Annotated in this window: 27 protein-coding genes; 10 read left to right on the top strand and 17 right to left on the bottom strand. The window is 36.4% G+C overall.

What is annotated here, in order from left to right; translation table 11 throughout:
- The first annotated feature begins 16 nt into the window (after positions 1 to 16).
- The 3 genes from C794_RS20895 (at position 17) to C794_RS17830 (ending at position 1516) form a co-directional block, all read left to right on the top strand.
- Positions 17 to 157: a hypothetical protein gene (locus C794_RS20895; protein ID WP_017798540.1), complete on the top strand. Its 141-nt coding sequence runs from the start codon at positions 17 to 19 to the stop codon at positions 155 to 157.
- 384 nt (positions 158 to 541) lie between these two features.
- A complete protein-coding gene (locus tag C794_RS17835; protein ID WP_017798539.1) occupies positions 542 to 1054 on the top strand; it encodes a CueP family metal-binding protein in 513 nt (170 codons plus the stop codon).
- Positions 1055 to 1216: 162 nt separating this feature from the next.
- Positions 1217 to 1516, top strand: coding sequence for a hypothetical protein (locus C794_RS17830; RefSeq protein ID WP_017798538.1), 300 nt, complete (start codon positions 1217 to 1219; stop codon positions 1514 to 1516).
- Positions 1517 to 1690: 174 nt separating this feature from the next.
- Here the strand turns inward: C794_RS17830 and C794_RS17825 are convergent, their stop codons facing one another.
- From C794_RS17825 to C794_RS17805, 5 genes are all read right to left on the bottom strand, one after another.
- Positions 1691 to 2263, bottom strand: coding sequence for a PepSY domain-containing protein (locus C794_RS17825; RefSeq protein WP_017798537.1), 573 nt, complete (start codon positions 2261 to 2263; stop codon positions 1691 to 1693).
- 279 nt (positions 2264 to 2542) lie between these two features.
- On the bottom strand, positions 2543 to 2812 hold the full coding sequence (locus tag C794_RS17820; protein ID WP_017798536.1) for a hypothetical protein: 270 nt from the start codon (positions 2810 to 2812) through the stop codon (positions 2543 to 2545).
- Positions 2813 to 3071: 259 nt separating this feature from the next.
- Positions 3072 to 3962: a manganese catalase family protein gene (locus tag C794_RS17815; protein ID WP_017798535.1), complete on the bottom strand. Its 891-nt coding sequence runs from the start codon at positions 3960 to 3962 to the stop codon at positions 3072 to 3074.
- A 63-nt stretch (positions 3963 to 4025) separates the two neighbouring features.
- Positions 4026 to 4238: a YuzF family protein gene (locus C794_RS17810; protein ID WP_017798534.1), complete on the bottom strand. Its 213-nt coding sequence runs from the start codon at positions 4236 to 4238 to the stop codon at positions 4026 to 4028.
- Between the two features lie 203 nt (positions 4239 to 4441).
- Entirely contained in the window at positions 4442 to 5287 is an 846-nt protein-coding gene (locus tag C794_RS17805) for a polysaccharide deacetylase family protein (protein ID WP_017798533.1), read from the bottom strand.
- Positions 5288 to 5498: 211 nt separating this feature from the next.
- Here C794_RS17805 and C794_RS20740 point away from each other — a divergent pair, with 211 nt between their 5' ends.
- A complete protein-coding gene (locus C794_RS20740; protein WP_154648756.1) occupies positions 5499 to 6026 on the top strand; it encodes a hypothetical protein in 528 nt (175 codons plus the stop codon).
- On the opposite strand, the gene C794_RS17800 is transcribed toward C794_RS20740, so the two are convergent.
- Positions 5959 to 6633, bottom strand: coding sequence for a DUF443 family protein (locus C794_RS17800; protein WP_017798532.1), 675 nt, complete (start codon positions 6631 to 6633; stop codon positions 5959 to 5961). The genes C794_RS20740 and C794_RS17800 overlap by 68 nt on opposite strands.
- A gap of 4 nt (positions 6634 to 6637) precedes the next feature.
- Positions 6638 to 6850 (bottom strand): hypothetical protein, encoded by a 213-nt coding sequence (locus tag C794_RS17795; RefSeq protein WP_017798531.1) that lies wholly within the window; start codon positions 6848 to 6850, stop codon positions 6638 to 6640.
- Positions 6851 to 7509: 659 nt separating this feature from the next.
- Between C794_RS17795 and C794_RS20735 the strand changes: the two genes are divergently transcribed.
- Positions 7510 to 7677: a hypothetical protein gene (locus C794_RS20735; protein ID WP_017798529.1), complete on the top strand. Its 168-nt coding sequence runs from the start codon at positions 7510 to 7512 to the stop codon at positions 7675 to 7677.
- A 24-nt stretch (positions 7678 to 7701) separates the two neighbouring features.
- Here the strand turns inward: C794_RS20735 and C794_RS20000 are convergent, their stop codons facing one another.
- Positions 7702 to 8316, bottom strand: coding sequence for a restriction endonuclease (locus C794_RS20000; RefSeq protein ID WP_017798528.1), 615 nt, complete (start codon positions 8314 to 8316; stop codon positions 7702 to 7704).
- A 142-nt stretch (positions 8317 to 8458) separates the two neighbouring features.
- On the opposite strand from C794_RS20000, the gene C794_RS17775 reads away from it, so the two are divergent.
- The gene (locus C794_RS17775) at positions 8459 to 9697 is read left to right on the top strand and encodes a M20 family metallo-hydrolase (protein WP_017798527.1); all 1239 of its coding nucleotides are present in this window, start codon (positions 8459 to 8461) and stop codon (positions 9695 to 9697) included.
- A gap of 56 nt (positions 9698 to 9753) precedes the next feature.
- On the opposite strand, the gene C794_RS17770 is transcribed toward C794_RS17775, so the two are convergent.
- Complete coding sequence (locus C794_RS17770; protein WP_017798526.1) at positions 9754 to 10104, bottom strand: DUF4260 domain-containing protein; 351 nt, start codon at positions 10102 to 10104, stop codon at positions 9754 to 9756.
- Positions 10101 to 10529: a MerR family transcriptional regulator gene (locus C794_RS17765; RefSeq protein ID WP_017798525.1), complete on the bottom strand. Its 429-nt coding sequence runs from the start codon at positions 10527 to 10529 to the stop codon at positions 10101 to 10103. The genes C794_RS17770 and C794_RS17765 overlap by 4 nt, the downstream gene beginning before the upstream one ends.
- Positions 10530 to 10741: 212 nt before the next feature.
- On the opposite strand from C794_RS17765, the gene C794_RS17760 reads away from it, so the two are divergent.
- Entirely contained in the window at positions 10742 to 11140 is a 399-nt protein-coding gene (locus C794_RS17760; RefSeq protein WP_017798524.1) for a VOC family protein, read from the top strand.
- Between the two features lie 180 nt (positions 11141 to 11320).
- Here the strand turns inward: C794_RS17760 and C794_RS17755 are convergent, their stop codons facing one another.
- The 3 genes from C794_RS17755 to C794_RS17745 all read right to left on the bottom strand — a co-directional run bounded on the left by C794_RS17755 (position 11321) and on the right by C794_RS17745 (position 14699).
- The gene (locus C794_RS17755) at positions 11321 to 12208 is read right to left on the bottom strand and encodes an SDR family oxidoreductase (RefSeq protein WP_017798523.1); all 888 of its coding nucleotides are present in this window, start codon (positions 12206 to 12208) and stop codon (positions 11321 to 11323) included.
- Between the two features lie 115 nt (positions 12209 to 12323).
- A complete protein-coding gene (locus C794_RS17750) occupies positions 12324 to 13292 on the bottom strand; it encodes an L-lactate dehydrogenase (protein WP_017798522.1) in 969 nt (322 codons plus the stop codon).
- A gap of 387 nt (positions 13293 to 13679) precedes the next feature.
- Positions 13680 to 14699 (bottom strand): ion channel, encoded by a 1020-nt coding sequence (locus C794_RS17745; protein ID WP_017798521.1) that lies wholly within the window; start codon positions 14697 to 14699, stop codon positions 13680 to 13682.
- Positions 14700 to 15088: 389 nt separating this feature from the next.
- On the opposite strand from C794_RS17745, the gene C794_RS17740 reads away from it, so the two are divergent.
- Together C794_RS17740 and C794_RS17735 are read left to right on the top strand one after the other, a co-directional pair.
- On the top strand, positions 15089 to 15397 hold the full coding sequence (locus tag C794_RS17740; protein WP_017798520.1) for a PadR family transcriptional regulator: 309 nt from the start codon (positions 15089 to 15091) through the stop codon (positions 15395 to 15397).
- Between the two features lie 23 nt (positions 15398 to 15420).
- The gene (locus tag C794_RS17735; RefSeq protein ID WP_017798519.1) at positions 15421 to 16623 is read left to right on the top strand and encodes a chromate transporter; all 1203 of its coding nucleotides are present in this window, start codon (positions 15421 to 15423) and stop codon (positions 16621 to 16623) included.
- Positions 16624 to 16946: 323 nt separating this feature from the next.
- On the opposite strand, the gene panC is transcribed toward C794_RS17735, so the two are convergent.
- Together panC and panB are read right to left on the bottom strand one after the other, a co-directional pair.
- A complete protein-coding gene (gene panC, locus C794_RS17730) occupies positions 16947 to 17798 on the bottom strand; it encodes a pantoate--beta-alanine ligase (RefSeq protein WP_017798518.1) in 852 nt (283 codons plus the stop codon).
- Positions 17795 to 18607: a 3-methyl-2-oxobutanoate hydroxymethyltransferase gene (gene panB / locus C794_RS17725; protein ID WP_017798517.1), complete on the bottom strand. Its 813-nt coding sequence runs from the start codon at positions 18605 to 18607 to the stop codon at positions 17795 to 17797. Before panB ends, panC begins: the two co-directional genes overlap by 4 nt.
- Before the next feature lie 92 nt (positions 18608 to 18699).
- Between panB and C794_RS17720 the strand changes: the two genes are divergently transcribed.
- Positions 18700 to 19557, top strand: coding sequence for an oxidoreductase (locus C794_RS17720; RefSeq protein ID WP_017798516.1), 858 nt, complete (start codon positions 18700 to 18702; stop codon positions 19555 to 19557).
- Between the two features lie 117 nt (positions 19558 to 19674).
- On the opposite strand, the gene C794_RS21085 is transcribed toward C794_RS17720, so the two are convergent.
- Both C794_RS21085 and C794_RS21080 read right to left on the bottom strand, forming a co-directional pair.
- A complete protein-coding gene (locus C794_RS21085) occupies positions 19675 to 19923 on the bottom strand; it encodes a hypothetical protein (RefSeq protein ID WP_230199306.1) in 249 nt (82 codons plus the stop codon).
- A gap of 59 nt (positions 19924 to 19982) precedes the next feature.
- Entirely contained in the window at positions 19983 to 20522 is a 540-nt protein-coding gene (locus tag C794_RS21080) for an MBL fold metallo-hydrolase (protein WP_230199305.1), read from the bottom strand.
- Between the last annotated feature and the right edge of the window lie 181 nt (positions 20523 to 20703).

Raw genomic sequence — 20703 nt, 5'->3', positions numbered from 1 at the left:
AAGTGAGGTGAATAAAATGAACAAGAAAAGATTCTACGCAACTGTTTTCGCAGCGATTTTTTCAACCAGTCTATTGTTTGGATGTGCAAACGGGCAAGATGAACAGGAACCAGATCCAACAGAAGAACCAACTGAACAACAAGATCAACAAAATTAGCAGTGAAATATAATTAATTTTCTCTTCCAGATCTTTTGTTTCTAAATATTCGGTGATGAATTATATCAAGCCTAGTTTGTTATTGTTTCACTAAACAATTATGAATTAGGCTTTAATCGTTATTATAGAGTTGGCAGTGATAGCGAATGATGATTATTACTGTTAGGGATAAGTAAAGTTAAGATTATAGCAACATCTATTCCTAATTTGGGAAACCATTTAAATTTTTACTCTACTTCATGTCGGTTGATTTTTAGACATATCCCCGTCACAATCATTCTCCATACAAGGTGTACGTTATTTTCATAAATTGTAATAATTCATCAAAATATCCCCTCAATATAAATGTTATATTAATACTAGATATAACAAGGAGGGCTATCGATGAAAATTAAATTAGTATTATTTATTTCCATTGCTTTTTTGTTTGTTTTAGTCGGCTGTGCCAATAATACAGAATCATCTACAGAAGACATTAAATCGATGATACAAGATTACAGCACGCATCAATTAACTGCCACATCTGCTTCTGTTAATGCTACGCAACTTATGGTCGAGAATGATGACACACAGGAGAATTATGAATTGCCAGAGGACGAGTTCTTTGTTTCCATTGCTCCATATATTAATGAGACGCATCCATGTACATTTCATAGTTTGACAGGTTGCCAAGGTGAATTAGTAAACAAGCCATTTGATATTTATATTGAAGATATGGAAGGCAATCTGGTTTTTGATGATACGGTTGAATCCTTTGATAATGGATTTGTGGATTTATGGTTACCACGAGATCAAGAATTCAAAGCAACGATTACATATGAAGATAAACAAGCCAAATCGACAATTTCGACATTTGAAGATGCCCCAACATGTATCACGACGATGCAGCTGATGTAGTAGACAAGTATTTCTCAGAACCCGAGAATTTTTATTCTTAATACTTATAAATTATTCGTTGTTTAATAAAACTTATTAACTCACCTGCTAATTAGTACACAAAGCCAATGGAATACGTTCCAACGTGATATGTATGAAATAGCTGTCAAGGAGTGATCACACATGGAAGAAATAATCCATTCTTTTCTAGAAGTAGAGGTTTCTGATCAAGAATACTATGATGACATCATTCGTTTTATTTATTCATACAACATTAGATGTGGAGAGTATGAAGGGAATCAATTTGTAGTAAAGAAAATGGACATATTAAACTTTATTGTCTTTGAAGAATATGAAATAGATAACAAAAGAGAAATTCATCATTCATTCTCTATATCTAAGAAAAAGCTAATTAAAATGATTAATGACTATGCTAAAAAACAAGGGTTTATATTTAGAGAGTTTAATTGGATTAAAGAATAGAGGTTATTACATAAATAATGTGGAAGATGAATCAAATCTCAACACAGGATGAACCTATATAATTGAACAGTAGCAACTAAATTATGACCAAAATCTAACAGAGGACCTAGCATATGGTCAGTCAATATGTTAGGTCCTTTGCGTATATTTAGAAGAATCTCCCCAACCGATTCATTAAACCCGGTCGTCGTAAATCTGTCCTCCACCATTCAAGTCAATGATTTTCAAGTGGTTTGTATGTTTGATGAAAATGGTTTTATAATGCTTTTTACCATCTTCATCAACGAGGAACATGATACGGTTCCCTTGATTGTCCGTTTCCAGATGGAAAGTCAGATCGTCTGTGTTCACCTGGCCGGTAATTGCGTTGTACTCTTCAAAAGAAATAAGATTCGCTGGTTCATTTGGATATTGGTTGTTATTAGAATTATTCTGATCATCTTCTATTTGGTTGTCATTTTGTACATCATCAGGCTTCCCTTGCTCTAAAACTTCTCCAGTAACTGCATCAATATGAAATCCATAGTCTTTACCATTACTTTCGATTTCAATTTCATAGTAATTTTCATCATCTTCATAGGATAGATCTACTTCTTGCACAAACCCTTCTGTTTTCTCTAAGGCTGTTTGGAGGGCTTGTTGCGCAGAAATTTCCACATTCTTATTTTCATCCGATGCCCCTACGATTGCGGTTCCTCCAAAAATAACAGTTCCCGCTACTGCTCCAATTAAAATTTTTTTGTTCATAAGTAATTCCTCCTCATTAGGCTGTCCCTCTAATCGTAACGTTTATAAATGAGATGGGAATTATAGGAAAATGAGAATTTGATTAGAAAAGTTAACGTAACAAGAGATCTATATAATAAAAAATTCTACCCTGAAAAATGCCTGTAGCAAATTTTTTAGGGTATCTTTATTATCTTATCCTTAAATGTGGGTAGCAGTATCGCAATTTGAAGACTAGAATCTTTGGCCAAAAAGGAAAGAGGAGAAAACCGCCCTCAAAAAATATTATCAGCTTCAACCTCATCTATGATTATTTCTAAAGAGATTTATTTCTTGACGAGCATCATGCAATTGTTCTTCGGTTTGCTGGAATTGTGGGTTTTCTAAAGCTTCACTTCCAAAGTGAGCCTGTGTAGCCTTTAAATACTCTTCTGCTTGAAGTAATTGCTGCTCAGCTTGTTCTAACTGTTCCATATTTCCGTTCGTTTTTGCCTGTACAATCATTTGATAAGCTTGTTTTACTTGATTTGTACATCTTTCAATTTCATGATGTTGATCTTGTCCTGACATCGAAATTCCTCCTAGTATAAATACAGTTTGACTATATATTTCCTCTATTTTTCTAAAACTATGTATGGAATATTATTCAGGGCAATAATTTGTCATATTAGGTGTAGTACCTAACTTGTGAGACTGTTATCAAGGTGCTGATGTATTGTGTAGCTGAACGGGGGAAGTTGCCTAGATCTATAAAAAAGCATAAAAAAACATATTAAGATTAGTGAACAGATACTCATGCAATGAGCTTAATCTTAATATGTTCCATTTCTTACATATTGCTTTTTAAACGTTTTAAAATACGATAGTAGTCATCACGATCAATGCCTGGTGCAAATTGCTCTGGAAGCTCTGGGAAATCCGGAACATCTGCGCCCTCAGGCATTCCATCAATTACTCTCAACCTTTCACCGGTTTCAGGGTTTTCCCCTTTCCAAATTTGATTAATATCCCGATACTCAGGTTCTCCCCATGTATACAAGACATTAAACAGACCCTGATCCATGTACTTTCTAGCGTAATCAAACTGATTATTATCCAAGCTTGGTACTGGGAGCATCTTACCGACCTCAACCCCCGTAGCTACTTCAATCGCTTTCGCATACGCAATAATGTGCGTTCCGCCTCGAACAAGTAAGTAGCCAATCATTTCTAATGCAGTTGGATGCGTCGTCATTTGATACACACGCATTTTGTGGTTTCTCGCTCCAATTTCCAATAAATAATTAGCGAGTAGATCTTCGACGAGCGTTCCACTGTTATTAACGTAAGATCCATTCCATGGTCTTCCCATCCCGTCTCCTGGATATGCTGTTTGAGCCGTAGTTGTGAAATGCGTGGAATAGCGGGCATCTTTTCCATTTTGCAAAGGAGCAGTATCGGGATCACCAGGAACGGTATTGCCAATAGATAGTAGGTTAATAGCATTTGCCACTAATTCAACATGACCAAATTCTTCAGCTGTAATACTCGCAATTAAATCGTAAAACGGTTTAAACTTTTTTTTACTACGAAAATTAAAAGATTGGAACATGTAATTATTTAGTGTGGACATTTCACCGAATTTACCACCCATTAATTCCTGTACAGCCGCAGCAGCATTCATATCGCCATGTTCCGGTGCAGTTAGTTCAATAGCGATTTTATTCACACGTTTCATCATGTGCTTTGTGCCTCCATCCGTTAAATAATATCCATTGATATCTTATGTTAGATGGAGCTTGGCTTATTCACCTTTCATCTCGTGGAACCAAATTATTTGAGCAGTACGCACATAAAATGGGGAACCGCCCATACGGATGACGATATGATCCGGCATAACCTCTCTTAATACTCCTCTGACAGATCCGTGTGTGGTTTGGACGGCAATCGATTTATTCTCAAATTCTCTTAAGGCTTGATACACAAACGGATCACTAACATTCCATTTTTCTGTCATTATTTAAACACTCCTTTTCTTAAATCCTTTAGCATTATATGCATGGAAGTGAAAATGGGTATTTGTCTAATAACAAATTTGATATTAATTAAATGTAGGCACACATTGAATTCTCAGTTTTTAGTGATAAGGATACCAAAAAGCTAGATTTTTTTCTGTTTTTTTACCTTTATTCGATTAAAAAAATAGAAGGAAAAAACCTTCTATTTTGCGTAGGGTATATTCAATAATTCTGGGACGGTGACAAATTCATATCCTTGTTGTTGAAGCGCCGGGATGATCTGATGGAGGGATTCAATGGTATTCGTGCGATCTCCATCCCAATCTGCACCGTCGTGCATGAGAATGATTGCTCCCGGATGCATAATGTCTAATACATTAGAAGCGATCACTTCTGGCGGTTCTTCTTCCCAATCCAGCGAATCCACTGACCAACCAATGACGGAGTATTGCATCTCGTCCAGCTTCTCTACAAGTTCATCATATAAGAATCCATAAGGCGGTCGGAATAGACTTGTTCGGTAACCAGTAATTTCATTGATCGCGTCTTCTGTTCGTGAGACTTCTCGTTCAAGCGTTGCAATATCAGATTCGTCGACAAGGTTAGGGTGGAAGTACGTGTGATTCCCAATCACATGGCCCTCATTTTGAATCTGAGTAACTAATTCAGGGTATGCTGCAGCTCTAGAACCGAGTAAAAAAAATGTCGCTGGTACGTTATACTGGTTTAAAACTTCTAACACATCGCTTGTAAAACGCGGGTCTGGACCATCATCGAATGTTAATGCAACGCGCTGTTGATCTTCTGGACCACTTGTGAAAAAAATGCCTGGATACTGTTGCTGTAAAATATTCAAATCAACAGGCTGCTGGCGTTGACGTTCGTCATCTTCCGGTCCACCTCTAAGCTCAGGGAAATCTTCTTCAGTAACATCTTGTTGCGTCACATCTAAAGAAGACCCAACATTCGCAAAAGTTAGCCTCTCGGAATTGAACGAAAGAACAAACAAAAGCCCAGCGAACAGCAGAAATGTTATACGCTTTTTCATATCTTCATCTCCTTTTCTAAACACATTGTTATTTTGGATAAAAAAGGCAAGTTTATGCAATGTTTTCATGTTTCGTTAAATAGTTTGCCAGCGCTAACTTTAATAATCAGTAAACATCTAATCACTATGAAACTTTTTTAAAGAAAGATACGTATAGTAAAAAAAGTCATTTCCTTCATGCTTTAATAGAATCAAGGAGGGTCTATGCTCCATGTTTCGATCGCTTAAACGTTATAAAACACTTAGGAAAACAAAAAAAGTGAAAGAAGGAGACGGTCATCCATTAAAATCTTATCGGTTATGGGATATATTTACACGCTCTCTATTCTATACAGAGCTGGTGGATGAAAATAATCATACAATTACATATGCCGTGGATTTTAAATTTTGGGTCGAAGAACATAAGGCTGAATTATATCGGAATGGAAGGCACGCCGGGTCGTCTAAACTCCCTGCAGCATTTCCCGTACGTGGTGGAGTAATTGAAGTGGGGACTGGATCGTATGGGATCAATCGGATGCATGTTGTTACAGACGAAGGAAATGTATATCCGCTATATCCAGATAAACGTTCTTTGCGAGGGCTGCGGCTATGGTTAGATAGACGATTCCCACGCGTAAGTTCATTTATTGGAAAACTTGCGGTGTTTATCTTGATCCTTTCATTATTAATTAGTCTTCCGCAGTTACTAGAAATGATTTTCCAGACCGAATTTTCATCGTATCTTTACCTGGCGTAATGCAAAGTATATTCAAAAAAAGCAATATAAATAATGACAAGGTAAATACAAATAACAAAAATAAGTTCCCGTAAAGTGAAAAGGAAACCAGACTACCAACAACGAAAGCCCAAATGAATATAGTGGAAAAGAGTAAGCCAGCAATATTCTTAACTCTACTAGGTAATACCCATAAAGTTGCGTCTACCTGATTAGGTGATAAATAGACTTGTTGAAAAAGAGATTGTTTAAATTTATTGCTCACTATCAACCTAAATAATTCCAACAAAAGAGTGATTAAAAATAGAATTGAGTAAGCAATAAAAGGTGTTATATCCACATCTAGATAAACTAGTAAAGGTCCGATTAAATTAGCTAGAATCACTGAAATACCTATACCGATATAACTAACCTTGCTAGTTGGAGCTTCTTTATTTGATACAGTTTGTTTCTGCTCTGCTGTATCCGCACTTATTTTTCTAACCCTTTTAGGAAAAAAACAATAAAGGAATGACAGTAAAAAATTGATAAGGAAAGGTTGATCTTTATCGATAATATAATATTCATTATCTACTTTTAACAAATTGTATCTTAAATTTTTTAATATAATATTTGCTTCAGAACTCATATATCTAACTCCATCCCCAATTCATTGGATTAATAGCATCTAATCCACTACTGATTGCTTCTCCTGCTTTATCGACCGTATCATTAAATGAATCTTTTACTGTATTGCCGAAATCATCTAATTTTCCGCCTACATAGTCTAAACCATCTTGTAAACCTAGAATGTTGTTATCATACATATAGTTAAAACCAGCAGTTAGAGCTGTACCTGCAGCCATAAAGCCGCGCCCTAACCATTTACCTGCACTAGTAATTTTGTTTCCTGTATGAAGAAATGCATGCCATAGGTATATAACGTGTGTTCATGAATCATTACTACCATTTGATTTTATTATTCGAATAGAGTGTTTAATCAATTTAATAACAAAGTAGTAGTATATAATAAGTCCTGGAACTGTTAGAATAGTAAACATAATTTGATAGGTTAAATCGAAGAAAAAGGTAAAACATATAAATTCCTATACCTCCCATAACGGTGCTTAAAAACATAAATACACTAGCCATAAAAGTTTGTATATAGGCAGTGATTTTTTTATCTTTATTTAATTTGTGTGTTTCGTTACTGTTCTTATATATGAACCATGCCAAGATAAGCATAATTATAGACCATATGCCAAATATAATATTATATACACTTAAGAAATTTATAATGATTGAAAGCATTCCCAGATTACGTAAGTTGTTAAATTTCATTTCGTTTACTCCTTAGTAGTAATATTACCATGGAAATTCTATAGAAAGTTCATTCTAACTCTACCGTCAGCAGTTAATACACAGCTTCTCCTGTAGCTTTTACATTCTAGTCTTCCTTTAATTTTAAAGTGAAGCGGTAATAGAAGTATATTTATAAATTTGAAACATTAGAGGAGGTAACACATTGGATAAAAGAAAATATTTCACATTATTCATTCCAACAGTAATTATACTAATTGCTTTATTCTTTATGTTACCAGAAGACAATGTACTATATGCTTTTATTGTTGTAGTACTATTTTGGATAACGTATTATACGTGGGTTTGGATTGATAAAAAGAAAGATAAGTAAAAACTTAAAAATCTTTGAAAGATACTAAATAGGTGCATCGATTCTTCTAGTCACATTGCCAGTTTTCTTGTCTTGCAATAAGTCATATACTGGATCAGCATAATGTAACCACAATTCTACTAAATCCGTACCAGTAATGAGGTCAATATTTAGTTTTTCTGCGTACTCCTTTGCATATGTTGAAAAATCTGATGTAGTAACAACATATCCCTTCGAAACATTTTCCTTCACCATATTTGAATGTAGGATAGCAATCGGTTCGAAAGACAAGTCCTCCTTATAGCATTTTACTTGTCCTAACACTTTATCTTCACCAAAACCATGCTCAATATCTACGCCAAAATCACCTGTGTTCTTGGTGATATAAGTGTGTTCACCATATTTATGTTTTAAAATATTAGCTATAAAATTTTCAAACTCTAAAGGTGTATTTTTAATAAAAGTTTTAGAACGGATAATTGGTTCATTTTCCGTACAAAATCGTTGATATATTCCAAACGCAAGTGTTTTTTTAAATTCATCGGTTACTTGATATTGTTTTTCTTGGAAATCATTCAATGTATTTTCGTTTTGTCTCCATATTAAGTACATAAAACCTAATAACATTAGAATTATAATGACAATAGTAAACAGTAGCATGATTTTATCACCTCATAATCATTATTGTCTTTTCCTCTGAAATTTAATCTCATTTTTATAATAATTGATACTTTTCTGTTTCCCTATATAATAGAACAATATATTCGCATAAATATATAAACATCATAGAGGAGAGGTTACGTTGATCAACTGGCTAGAAGAAAAGTTATGTGCATTAAATGTAAGATCATCAATGAATCAATCGGAAGGATTCACACGACTAGGCTATTCCGTTGAAGAAAAACAAGCACACGCGCAGTTTATAAAAATTGCGAATGAACTCGGTCTGCAAACGTCTGGAGACGAAGCAGGGAATCAATGGGCAGTGTGGAAAGTGGATGAGCAAGCTTCAACGATCGGACTCGGTTCCCATTTAGATACAGTATATAACGGAGGAGGTTATGATGGAGTCGCTGGTGTGCTGTGTGCATTAGCAGCAGTGAAGACATTACAAGAAAAGCAAATTACTCCGAAAAAGAATATCGCGATTATCTGTTTTGCATCTGAAGAATCAGCACGCTTCAGTGTTTCTACACTTGGTAGTAAAGCAGTGTCGGGAGAGTTAAACAAACAGGCGATTGAAACTATTTCTGATCAGGACGGCAAGACCATCAAACAAGCAATGGAACAGTCGGGCCTGAACTGGGAGACGGTGCAACAAGCAGAGCGCACGGAGACAGATTTGGAGCAGTTCCTCGAATTACATATTGAACAAGGTAAAATACTGGAAGACCAAGGGTTAGACATCGGTGTTGTTAATGGTATCGCCCGGCCAATTCGTCTAATAGTACGCTCTGAGGGAATGGCAAATCATACAGGGACAACCCCGATGAATAATCGTCAGGATGCGCTAGTCGCGATTGCTCCACTTATCACTTTTGTCGAAGAAGAAGCTTCTAAAATGAATGAACGAGGAGGAGCAAATATTGTAGCGACAATCAGTGTGGCGAATGTGAAGCCCAATGCGATGAATATGATTCCTGGAGAAGTTGAGTTAGGAATTGATATTCGCAGTACGGACAATGAGTTGAAACAAGAGCTTTTTGACTCCATAAACGAATTTTGTAACGACGTAGAGAGAAAAAGAGACGTAGCAATAACGATCACGACGCTTGTGAAGGATGCATCTGTCCAATTAGATAAAGACATGCAAGACAAGCTATCTGCAGTAAGTAAGTCATTAGGCTTTAAAACAATTTCAATGGATAGCGGTGCCGGTCATGATGTGATGAATATGGCATTGAAATGGCCGAGCGGATTAATTTTTATCCCTTCTCATAAAGGAATAAGCCACCATCCAGATGAATTTACAGAAACAAAGGATTTAGCCAATGGAACAAAAGTGATGGCAGCTTATTTGGAATCAGAAGTGGTTGGATAACATAAAAAAGATAGATGTAGCAGAAAAATGGCTCATCTATCTTTTTTATGCAGAATTTAAATCTCTTGAATATGTGTATGCTTAAATTCATCTGGGTACTTCAACCCGTAGCCAAAACAACGATCCATAAAGATATGTGCAACCCAAATGATAGATAGTGAAAGTAATAAATCTATCGCAAAGAAGATGGAACAAAAAATAAGTAGTAACGGCAGTATCAGGCTATGTCCGATGTTATAAATCATTGCACCTATCCTATTGTTCACTGCATATCCAATCATAGAAATATCAGGAATGAGTAAAAATACAAAAAACATCCAAATCGGAAAATCGAGCTGGCTATACATATAAAATGAAAATACAAAAGCAATTCCATACTCAATATGAACAATCTGTTTATTCGTCATCTTATCCTCCTTGCTTGAGTGTCTTTGAAAAATCCTAGCATTAATTCCTCGATGACACCTTGATTTCTTACATATTTATCTTCGTCAATTAGATCTTTGATTTTATGCACTACTTGCAATGCTTTTTGATAAAACTGAATGTTTTCTTCAAGACTAATTATTTTTTCGCCTAATAACGATACGGTGGAAACATTACATTCCGTTGATATAGGTTGGTCTCTTAACTGGAGTAATTGTTGAATCTCTTTTATGGTAAAACCTAATTGCTTTAATACAATAATAAACTGTAGCTGTTTCTCGCATTCTTCATTATATTCTCTGTAACCATTCTCTCGTCTTTTTGGTGTTAAGATGTTTTCTTTTTCGTAATAACGAATTGTATCAGCTTGAATTTGATATTTTGTAGCAAAGTCTTTAATTTGCACGCTCACAGCCCCCTATATCAACATAACATTGGATTAAACTCCAAGGTCAATAGTGAAAATATAAAATGTTCTTTCAAATATTATTACCATTATAATAGAAAACGAGGCGAAAAAGGATACCACAGACCAGGTAGTAGCAATCTGAAAGAAATTAATTCATCTTTTTTGTAGTAAAATATAGTCTATTATTATCTAGAAAGGAGAATGAATACATGATTACCCAAGCAGCCCAAGTTTCTATCTTAGTGAACAACATTGAAGAAGCAAAGCACTTTTATACTAAAAAATTAGGATTCATTGTTCGAGAAGAATTAGAATTTTCACCGGGATGGAAGTACGTGACCGTTTCACCAGATTTTACAAATGAAACAAGGCTAGAATTAGTCAAAGCCGAGACACCAGAGCAAGAAGAGATGATTGGTAAACAAGCCGCCAACCAAGTCTTGATTATGTTTTTAAGTGATGATATAGAGAAGGATTATTGTGAACTGAAAGCACGTGGTGTGATATTTCATGGTGAACCAAAACCAGTTCCTGGTGGAAAGGGCGTAGGTTTCGAAGATTTATATGGTAATGCCTTTGACCTATATCAACCAGATACCAATGAATGATAGGATACAACTGTATTACAAAGGCGTTCTTCTTTAAAACATTATTAAAAGTGATATCTCGTTATCCTTATAAATAACAGCTCTACATGGTCATCCATCATCCGGAATACCATAAAAAAGTACACCACTGTAAAAAGTGATGTACTTCATCCGTTTGATGGGATATTAGTCAACAAATATTTAGTTCGCACGCATTCCTCCAGTTGCACTAAATACATGTCCAGTAGCATAGCTTGCATGTTCTGAAGCAATGAACACATATAGTCCACCTAGCTCCGCTGGTTGTCCTGCACGACCTAAAGGTGTCGCCGGGGTTTCTTTACCGAACTTCGGAATATTCTCTTGCAGCTGACCACCGGATATTTGCAGAGCAGACCAGTAAGGGCCGGGCGCGACGGAATTAACACGGATTCCTTTGGAACTTAATTGTTTGGCTAAACCTTTGGTGAATCCAATAATGGCACTCTTCGTTGGCGCATAATCCATTAGAATTGGTGAGGGATCATAGCCTTCCACCGAAGAAGTGGTGATAATTGAGCTTCCTGCTGGCAGGTGCGGAATCGCTTCTTGAACCATCCAATACATGGAGAATACATTCGTTTGGAATGTGGATACTAATTGTTCTGTTGAAAGTTCCGTGATATCCTCTACAGCTTGCTGTTCTCCGGCAACCATCACTAACGTGTCCAATCCGTCTAATTCTTTAATAGCACTGTGTATTAACGAGCGGGCGAAATCTTCATCTCGTAAGTCACCAGGAAGTAATACTGCTTTTTGACCAGCATCTTCAATCAGTTCTTTTACTTCTAATGCGTCTGGTTCTTCTACAGGGAGGTAGTTAATCGCAACATCTGCTCCTTCCCGAGCATAAGCGATAGCGGCAGCTCTTCCAATACCAGAGTCACCGCCTGTAATTAATGCTTTTCTCCCCTTTAGTTGTCCCGATCCTTTATAAGTTTTTTCCCCGCAATCAGGAATAGGTGTCATTTCTCTTTGAATACCTGGTTGTTCTTGAAATTGTTTTGGAAAGTCTTCATTTGTATATTTCGTTCTTGGATTTTGTGGCATATGGATTGCATCCTTTCTTGAATTTGTACGTATAAGTTATTTTCCCGTGTATAACGGAAAATTAAACATCTATTTCAAAAAAGGTCCATCCAACTAACACATTACTATTTATATTTCATACATGTATCGCTTGAATTGCTGGCTCGTAAATGCCTTTAAGTGTCTGAACGCTATGCGTAAATTTTCTATGTTCTTCTTCATTCATTGGAACTTCAATTACTTCACAAACGCCATTCCGATTAATAATCGTTGGAACACCGATACATACATTGTCTACACTATATTCACCTTGAAGGAAGGTGCTGGTAGTTAAAATGCTATGTTCATCTTTTAATATTGCTTCTGTTACACGGACGAGACTCATCGCAATGCCATAGAAGGTTGCTCCTTTTTTCTGAATGATGCGATATGCAGCATCTCGAACATTAATGAAGATATCATCTAAGTCTTCCTTTTTATAGGTTTCACTTCGATTTAGATACGTAAGTAGTGGTACCGTTCCAATAGTCGCCGTGCTCCATAACGGGAGTTCCGTGTCTCCGTGCTCACCAATGATGTAGGCATGAATATTTTTCGGTGATAGATGGAAGTATTCTCCTAATTCATAGCGTAGCCTCGCTGTGTCGAGTGTAGTCCCGCTTCCAATTACACGATGAGGCGGTAGACCACTGAATGTTATGACTGCTTGCGTCAAGACATCGACAGGATTTGTAGCGATTAAAAAGATGCCATTGAATCCACTATTCATCACGTCAGCCACAATTTCTTTAAAGATTATCATGTTTTTTTCTACAAGGTCTAAGCGAGTTTCCCCGGGCTTTTGATTAGCCCCAGCACAAATACACACGATATCTGCATCTTTACAATCTTCGTATTCTCCTAACCATACATTAGTCAATGAAGGAGCAAAGGCTTTACCATGATTTAAATCCATTACATCACCTAATGCTTTATCCGCATCTAAATCAATAATTGCTAACTCTTCTGTCACACCTTGATTCATCAATGCAAATGCATAACTAATACCAACCGATCCACCGCCAATGAGTACCACACGATTCACTGCTTGTTGACTTGTTTTCATCTACATCACACCCTTATCGTTTAGAATATGAAATATCTTCCATCTATATTGTGAAACATTTCACAATTATTGTCAATATAAATTCTGAAATTTAGAAAACATTTTGAAGTTCAATACATAGGAAGGGGGCTGCTTATTTTTTATACTAGTACAGTTATTCGAAAGAACCTATTAGAAAAAGTGTTTATTGACGTGATCTATTAACACAGAGCTCTTACTAAAAAGGCAAAATAGTTAATAGAGCGGCTCAAAAACCAAAACGAAGCTTAGGAAACCGGAAAAAAGTGGTAAATAGAGCACCCCAGCCTACACAAGCCTCGCAAATCCAACTCCGGTCCCCGTTAACAAATAATCGCTTCAAATATGTAGAAACCACTTCTCATTATATTAAGAAATAATTTTTTCACAAGCACTTTCATCACAGATAATAAACAACTTGGCATCATTTGGGATAGGCGCGGATAATTGTTTAATAATCGATAAATCATTTCCATTTGATATCAGCATGGCACCTTGAGCTGCTAAATCGGAACGAGCATCATCATAGGTCTGCCAGGTGTCTTTTTTACTGATGGAGTACAAATCATACGCTGTATTGCTGGTTAGTTGTCTAATAATTTCACTTGAGCCATTGTATAAAATGGAACGTGCTAAATGGGCTGCTGTATCATTTGCAGTGATAAATTCCTCAACAGAGACATGTTGAAATGCTTTAATATGTCTTGATTCTAAAACCTCGCATATTGTATAAATATTTTTTTCGTATTCTTTTCCGATACTTTCTAATGTCGTGGCAATTAACAGCGTTTGACCATCTGCTTGGGATGTTGCGACACTATCTTCTGAAGCAAAAACCATTACCGATTTACTTTTTAGTAAGTTTGCTTGGAACAATACATCGGTATTTGCTGGGTTCCCATGAACGAACTCTACTTGTTCATGTAAAATCGGTATTTTGCTAACTGCTTCATCAATGATGACGATAGATATATCTTCAAAGGTTTTTAGTAATTCGTCTAGCGTAATACTAGCCTTTTTTGTCCAATTTATTAAGATAATATGATCTTCTGTTGTGATATTCAATTTGCCTGCCTCCTTTAATCGTTTCCGAACACTTAGAAAATCAATTGCTTTACCAATAAAAATAGTCATGATTCCAATTCCAATAATATATAAAAACATTGCGAATATTTTACCGGGACCAGTGGTTGGCGACACATCACCATATCCTACGGTTGTCACTGTTGTCATTGTCCACCAAAGCCCCTCAAAAGGATCTGCAAATGTATCAGGTTCTAAAAAATAGATAAAGTAACTACTTGCCAGAACCAACGTGAATGTCGAAAGTAAAAGAAACCAATTATTTAATCGGATGACTTTTACAAACAAATGCCTGAAAAAGATCATCGTATTCCCCCTTATCTACACATAACATTTTACCTATTAAAATAGTAACACAAAGTCAAACTTCATTCTGTAGTGAATTTTATTCCCCCTCCACACACGGAATGGTAGTACTCAAGTGCATTATCTACAATGCCCTTGAAAAGTAGCTTAGCATCACGGCCATAAGATAGGATAGAAAAAGCAGATAAGCTCTCATTACAATTTGGATTTATATATATTATAATTTAAACTAATTCCTATTCATTTTTACGCTTATAACTTATGTATACAACCTCTTTTGTTAAGTTTTTGTAAACTAGCTTTTTTGTGAAAAGTATATATGTTACGATCATTATTGAGTTTCGATAACGAATTCCGATATCGAAACTGACACTATTGGAGGTATAATTTTGGAGGATAGAGTATTACGAAAGCTGTTTCTAGGGTTTATACACATTCATATTCTGCACCATGCGAATGAACACCCGGTTTTTGGGTTATGGATGTTAGAAGAATTAAGAGAGCATGGATATAGTATAAGTGCGGGAACGCTTTATCCAATTCTACATTCGATGGAAAAAGACGGACTACTTTTAAAAGAGGATCGGAACGTCGAAGGAAAGATTAGAAAATATTACACAGCAACAGACAAGGGAGTAGTAATTTTACAAGAGGCAAGAGAAAAAGCATATGAACTCTTTAAAGAAATCAAAGACTAACTTCACAAAGGAGTATATGGTATATGAGTTATAAACAAAATGAAAAATCTTCATTAAAAGCGTTATTGGAAATACTATTTATTTCAACTCGATTAGGACTAACTTCTTTTGGAGGGCCAATTGCGCACCTCGGTTATTTTCACGATGAGTATGTAAGAAGAAGAAAATGGATGGATGAAAAAAGTTACGCGGACCTTGTTGCGTTAGCACAGTTTTTACCAGGTCCAGCTAGTAGTCAGGTGGGAATCGGAATAGGTGTGATGCGCGCAGGTACCCTGGGTGGAATAGTCTCTTTTATCGGATTCACGATACCATCTGTTGTTGCACTCGTTATCTTTGCTTTATTGATGCAAAGCTTTAATGTGGGAGAAATGGGCTGGATACATGGGTTAAAATTAGTTGCGGTTGCTATTGTAGCGCATGCAATAATTGGAATGGCAACTAAATTAACACCTGATTTACAACGAAAAACGATTGCCTTAGTTGCCCTGGTCGTTACGCTTTTATGGCAAACAGTCTACTCACAAGTCGTTGTAATTTTGATTGCAGCAATGATTGGTTATGTTATATACAAAAATTATAGCAATGATGTACAAGCATCACATACACACGTAAAAATATTAACGAAAAAGTTTGGTTTTATTTGCATGTCATTGTTTTTTGGTTTGTTATTACTTTTCCCAATCCTAAGGGAAATAACGACCTCCCATTGGGTTGCTATGTTTGATAGCTTTTATCGCTCAGGTTCGCTTGTTTTTGGTGGTGGACATGTTGTTCTTCCACTGTTGGAAAGAGAGTTTGTACCTACAGGTTGGGTAAGTGAAGAAGCTTTCTTAGCGGGATACGGTGCTGCACAGGCTGTACCTGGACCATTATTTACATTTGCTGCTTATCTAGGAGCAGTTATGAATGGATGGATCGGTGGTTTGGTTGCTACCATAGCTATATTCTTACCGGCATTTTTATTAATATTAGGTACCTTACCGTTTTGGAATAGTTTGAGAAACAACCACAAGATAAAAGGAGCGTTAATGGGAGTAAATGCTGCCGTAGTAGGTATATTGATTGCAGCTTTCTATCAGCCAATATGGACAAGTGCAGTTCTATCTCCAATTGACTTTGCTTTTGCTGCGATATTATTCAGTATGCTTGTATATTGGAAACTTCCACCGTGGGTGATAGTTCTAACAGGGGCTATTGGTGGAACATTGATTTCATATATTTAAGGTATGAATGAAAAAAAAAGGTTGGACAAAAGTATTTACTCAAATGATAAATCCGAATGAATTGATGATGAGAACCAGCTTCAGAATTATACTCTGCTTATCCAACGGCGGCTGGTGAGCCTTCGGATGCTTCGCATTCCGAGGTCTCACCTATGCCTCAATCCCACAGGATAAGGAAGACCTCGACAGCATTACATCGCACGCAGAAAATCGATTTTTGATTTTCAAGGAGTCTCCGTATATAACTATCATCTGTCTTATGCCCAATATCTAGTTATGCCACTATACAATTTACCAGCCGGATAGAAACTGCAATGCTCTCTCTACTTTTCCTCCACAATAATATTATCAATCAATCTTGCTTTGGAAAATTTCATCGCTAACGATATAAAAATCCTACCAGTAATCTGAGTTTGTTTCACGAGCTCGGGATAGCTATAGACCGCGATCTCTTCAATAGTCCCTGATGTATGTTTGGTTAAATGGGTGTGAATTTCATCGATAATGATATCGCTATTTCGTTCACCCGCATCATATAATTCTTTAGCTTTTAATAGACTTTGATATAAATGAACAGCTTCTTGTCGCTCATTCTCTGTTAAGTAGATGTTGCGAGAGCTTTTTGCTAAGCCATCTGATTCACGTATGGTATCCATGCCTTTAATAGTAATCGGTTGATTAAATTCTTCGACCATCTTTTCGACAATTGCCAGTTGCTGTGCGTCCTTTTTTCCGAAATAGGCGATATCAGGACGAATAATATTAAATAACTTATTGACGACGGTTACCACACCGTCAAAATGACCCGGACGCTTGGCTCCTTCTAGTACTTTCGCCATTCGATGGACGTTTATCGAAAGTTCGAGAGGCTTTGGATACATCTCTTCCACGCTTGGGTAGAAGGCATAATCGGCACCTAAAGCATCTAACTGTGCTTGGTCATCTTCCATGGTTCTTGGATAAGCATCGAAATCTTCATTAGGCCCAAATTGCAGTGGGTTTACAAAGATGCTGACTACAGTATAATCATTGTCCGCGATCGATTGCTTAATCATTTGTAAATGTCCGTCATGCAATGCCCCCATGGTTGGTACAAACCCAATCTGTTTATTATTTGTCTTCCATGTTTGACTAAGGTTTTGCATTTCTTTTATGGTCGTAATTCTTATTGTCATTCGTCTACCTCGTTCATAATTTGTTTCTTATATGTGTATTCTTCAGCAGGAAACGCTTGTCGCTTCACTTCGTCATGATAATTTTTTAATGCTTCTACTCCGGTAGAAAAGTCACCATAGCGCTTTACAAACTTTGGTTTATGCTCCACACCATAATTAAGCACGTCATGATACACAAGTACTTGTCCATCCGTTCCTACACCAGCACCAATCCCAATTACTGGAATCGTTAGTGTCTCGGTTATTACTTGGGCGAGGTCGCTCGGTATTGCTTCCAAGACAAGCATCATCGCACCACTTTTTTCAACAAGTTTAGCATCTTCAATTAGCTGTTTAGCGGCTTCCTTGGAGGTTGCTTGTAGTTGGTAGCCTGTGATACCGAAACTCTGCGGTGTCAGTCCAAGATGAGCAACGACAGGAATACCGATAGCATGGCATTTTTTAATAACAGGAGCGGCATGCGCACCTTCGATCTTTATAGCGTTTGCATTGGTATCTCGGTATAATTCGATCGCAAATGCCGTATCGGCGCTTTCATCAATACCGATTGTTCCAAAAGGCATATCGACGACAACATAAGTGTCCTTCGCGCCACGACGTACTGCACGCGCATGGTGCTTCATATCCTCGAGAGTTACATCGACAGTGCTTTCATAACCAAGTACTGTCATCCCTAACGAATCACCGACGAGAATCATATCTATTTCAGCAGCTTCCGCTTGCTTTGCGCTCGGATAATCATAGGCGGTCAACATGGAAATTTTTTCTCCATCATGCTTCATTCGCATGAAATCTTTCAAGGCTTTCATTTTTCGTCACCTACTATTTTTATTCTTGTACTTATTATAGAATTATCTGTATAGATTAACAATGCGTTTCGTAGATAAAAAGGAGCATAGCTATGAAAAATTTTGGAGTTATTGGACCAGGGGCAGTTGGTTCCGTAATCGCAGAAATTTTGTTGGAAAATGGCCAACGTGTACATTTATTAGGAAGAAATGCTGGTGAAGTACGTATCGAACGAGAAGGGCAGTTGTCTGAAGGAACATTGTCCGTAGAAGAACTGTCCAGCTTTCAAACAACTCTTGATTATATTTTTATCGCAGTAAAAGGAACACAGCTATCGAACGTGCTTCCAATTGTAGAAAAGCTTTCACATGAAAATACAGTAACGATTATTTGTCAAAATGGCTATGGGCAACTCGAACGAATAAATATGCCGCATACCTATCAAGCAGTAGTGTATATTAGCGGGCAAAAAAAAGATCAAACGATAACGCATTTTCGTGACCGGAAATTAATTTTACCGGAAAATAAAGACACAATCGCGTTACATCAATTTATTGGGGAAAGTGATCTTGTTATTCAAATTAGCCCTAATTATCTTAACGATATGTGGTTTAAGCTAATCGTCAATCTCGGGATTAATTCCGTCACTGCATTGAGTCGAAATACCGCACGTATTTTAACCAATGAAAAGGTCAGAAACCTGTGTGAATCATTGATTGAAGAAGGGATTAAGATTGCTAATGCGGAAGGGATCCATTTTGAGAATTCTACCATAAAAGACATTATGGATATTTATGATGGCTATCCGCCGAATATGGGTACGAGCATGTATTACGATGTGTTAAATGGTAACCCGATGGAAATTGATTATATTCAAGGATTTTTATATCGGAAAAGTCAGGAGCATGGCTTAAATACTCCGCATATAGATACGGTGTATAGCTTGTTGGTGGCGAGCGAGCTAGGGTGAGAAACCCAAAAGCGGGTTACAATGGGCTACGTCGGAATATGATTTATTCAACTATAAGAGATGGATCCAGGAAAATCCTGAAGACTTAATTAGTGTAGAAGTCATTTGGTTAACGGATCATTGTGACTGAATAATATGATCATTAACAAATGCTTGTATAAAAAATAATTCATTATCATTAGGATTCCTTTTATTTTCTAACTTGAAAGACTCTATCGCATTTTCTAGTGAAATGGACTTTACAACATGACTTGCTGTTGTTAGCTCTTCCCAATATATATTCATTTCATTTAAATCACAGATAGATTCATGACCTAGTAGGAACATTTCAGCATCATATTTTTGAATGTCTTTCATCATAGGCAATAACAAGGATTGCTTGTAATGAAATAAAGAATTTGTCGTTGTCCCATATGCACAATCACCTAAAAAACAACTTTTTCATCAGGAATATAAATAATTGTAGAGTCATCTGTATGAGTACTTTTAATACGTTCGAGAATGCAAACTTTATTACCTAAATCAATAGTTAATGTATTTTCAAAGATTACATCTGGAGATTTCAATTTAAACCTGTCCCTGTTTGGCATATCGGTTTGTATAATCTCCATACACATAGCACTCATCTGATTAGTAGTCACATACTTTTGTAGTGAACGGTCATCATAGGATAAACGTTGCCATTCTTTTATCAATTCGTTTGTTTGATGATTAACTATAATAGTCGCATCAAATTCATTCATTCCGAGGAAATGATCCCAATGTGCATGGGTAATAACAACATACTTAACTTGCGGAACATTTAGCTTCTCGATTTCGATTAAAAAGTCCTTAGCATGCCGAGGTGAATTGCCAGCATCTATGATTAGACTATATCGGTCACCACATACCAGTCCTAATGTTGGTCGTTCCTTATCCTCTTGATTGGATAAATAATAAATAGTATCACTTAATCTATTTAACATGTTATTTTTCCTCTTTTCTAAATATTTTCATTTTATGAGAGAGAGAAAATCTACATGCTTTAGTCTATAGTTATGAAATAGATTTCCTCTTATTATTCTTTTACCATTGGACTTGTACCTCCATATGATTTCAAATTAGTCAAAGCTGGTTCAACTCGTTTAAATCAGGCCGTCAGCCTAT

The sequence above is a fragment of the Oceanobacillus kimchii X50 genome, from assembly GCF_000340475.1.
Taxonomy (GTDB): Bacteria; Bacillota; Bacilli; order Bacillales; family Amphibacillaceae; genus Oceanobacillus; species Oceanobacillus kimchii.
Note: the sequence above shows the minus strand (reverse complement) of the source record. Positions and strands in the feature narration are given on the sequence as shown.

What these genes read in the sequence shown, in the direction of transcription:
- panC (WP_017798518.1), bottom strand. Translation starts at nt 17,798, where the DNA reads ATGACAATAAGAATTACGACCATAAAAGAAATGCAAAACCTTAGTCAA.
- C794_RS17810 (WP_017798534.1), bottom strand. Translation starts at nt 4,238, where the DNA reads ATGACAGAAAAATGGAATGTTAGTGATCCGTTTGTGTATCAAGCCTTA.
- panB (WP_017798517.1), bottom strand. Translation starts at nt 18,607, where the DNA reads ATGAAAGCCTTGAAAGATTTCATGCGAATGAAGCATGATGGAGAAAAA.
- C794_RS17795 (WP_017798531.1), bottom strand. Translation starts at nt 6,850, where the DNA reads ATGGCTGCAGGTACAGCTCTAACTGCTGGTTTTAACTATATGTATGAT.
- C794_RS20895 (WP_017798540.1), top strand. Translation starts at nt 17, where the DNA reads ATGAACAAGAAAAGATTCTACGCAACTGTTTTCGCAGCGATTTTTTCA.
- C794_RS17805 (WP_017798533.1), bottom strand. Translation starts at nt 5,287, where the DNA reads ATGAAAAAGCGTATAACATTTCTGCTGTTCGCTGGGCTTTTGTTTGTT.
- C794_RS17815 (WP_017798535.1), bottom strand. Translation starts at nt 3,962, where the DNA reads ATGATGAAACGTGTGAATAAAATCGCTATTGAACTAACTGCACCGGAA.
- C794_RS17755 (WP_017798523.1), bottom strand. Translation starts at nt 12,208, where the DNA reads ATGCCACAAAATCCAAGAACGAAATATACAAATGAAGACTTTCCAAAA.
- C794_RS20000 (WP_017798528.1), bottom strand. Translation starts at nt 8,316, where the DNA reads ATGCTACTGTTTACTATTGTCATTATAATTCTAATGTTATTAGGTTTT.
- C794_RS17735 (WP_017798519.1), top strand. Translation starts at nt 15,421, where the DNA reads ATGAGTTATAAACAAAATGAAAAATCTTCATTAAAAGCGTTATTGGAA.
- C794_RS20740 (WP_154648756.1), top strand. Translation starts at nt 5,499, where the DNA reads ATGTTTCGATCGCTTAAACGTTATAAAACACTTAGGAAAACAAAAAAA.
- C794_RS17820 (WP_017798536.1), bottom strand. Translation starts at nt 2,812, where the DNA reads ATGTCAGGACAAGATCAACATCATGAAATTGAAAGATGTACAAATCAA.
- C794_RS17720 (WP_017798516.1), top strand. Translation starts at nt 18,700, where the DNA reads ATGAAAAATTTTGGAGTTATTGGACCAGGGGCAGTTGGTTCCGTAATC.
- C794_RS17760 (WP_017798524.1), top strand. Translation starts at nt 10,742, where the DNA reads ATGATTACCCAAGCAGCCCAAGTTTCTATCTTAGTGAACAACATTGAA.
- C794_RS17830 (WP_017798538.1), top strand. Translation starts at nt 1,217, where the DNA reads ATGGAAGAAATAATCCATTCTTTTCTAGAAGTAGAGGTTTCTGATCAA.
- C794_RS17750 (WP_017798522.1), bottom strand. Translation starts at nt 13,292, where the DNA reads ATGAAAACAAGTCAACAAGCAGTGAATCGTGTGGTACTCATTGGCGGT.
- C794_RS17800 (WP_017798532.1), bottom strand. Translation starts at nt 6,633, where the DNA reads ATGAGTTCTGAAGCAAATATTATATTAAAAAATTTAAGATACAATTTG.
- C794_RS17770 (WP_017798526.1), bottom strand. Translation starts at nt 10,104, where the DNA reads ATGACGAATAAACAGATTGTTCATATTGAGTATGGAATTGCTTTTGTA.
- C794_RS17745 (WP_017798521.1), bottom strand. Translation starts at nt 14,699, where the DNA reads ATGATCTTTTTCAGGCATTTGTTTGTAAAAGTCATCCGATTAAATAAT.
- C794_RS17835 (WP_017798539.1), top strand. Translation starts at nt 542, where the DNA reads ATGAAAATTAAATTAGTATTATTTATTTCCATTGCTTTTTTGTTTGTT.
- C794_RS21080 (WP_230199305.1), bottom strand. Translation starts at nt 20,522, where the DNA reads ATGTTAAATAGATTAAGTGATACTATTTATTATTTATCCAATCAAGAG.
- C794_RS17825 (WP_017798537.1), bottom strand. Translation starts at nt 2,263, where the DNA reads ATGAACAAAAAAATTTTAATTGGAGCAGTAGCGGGAACTGTTATTTTT.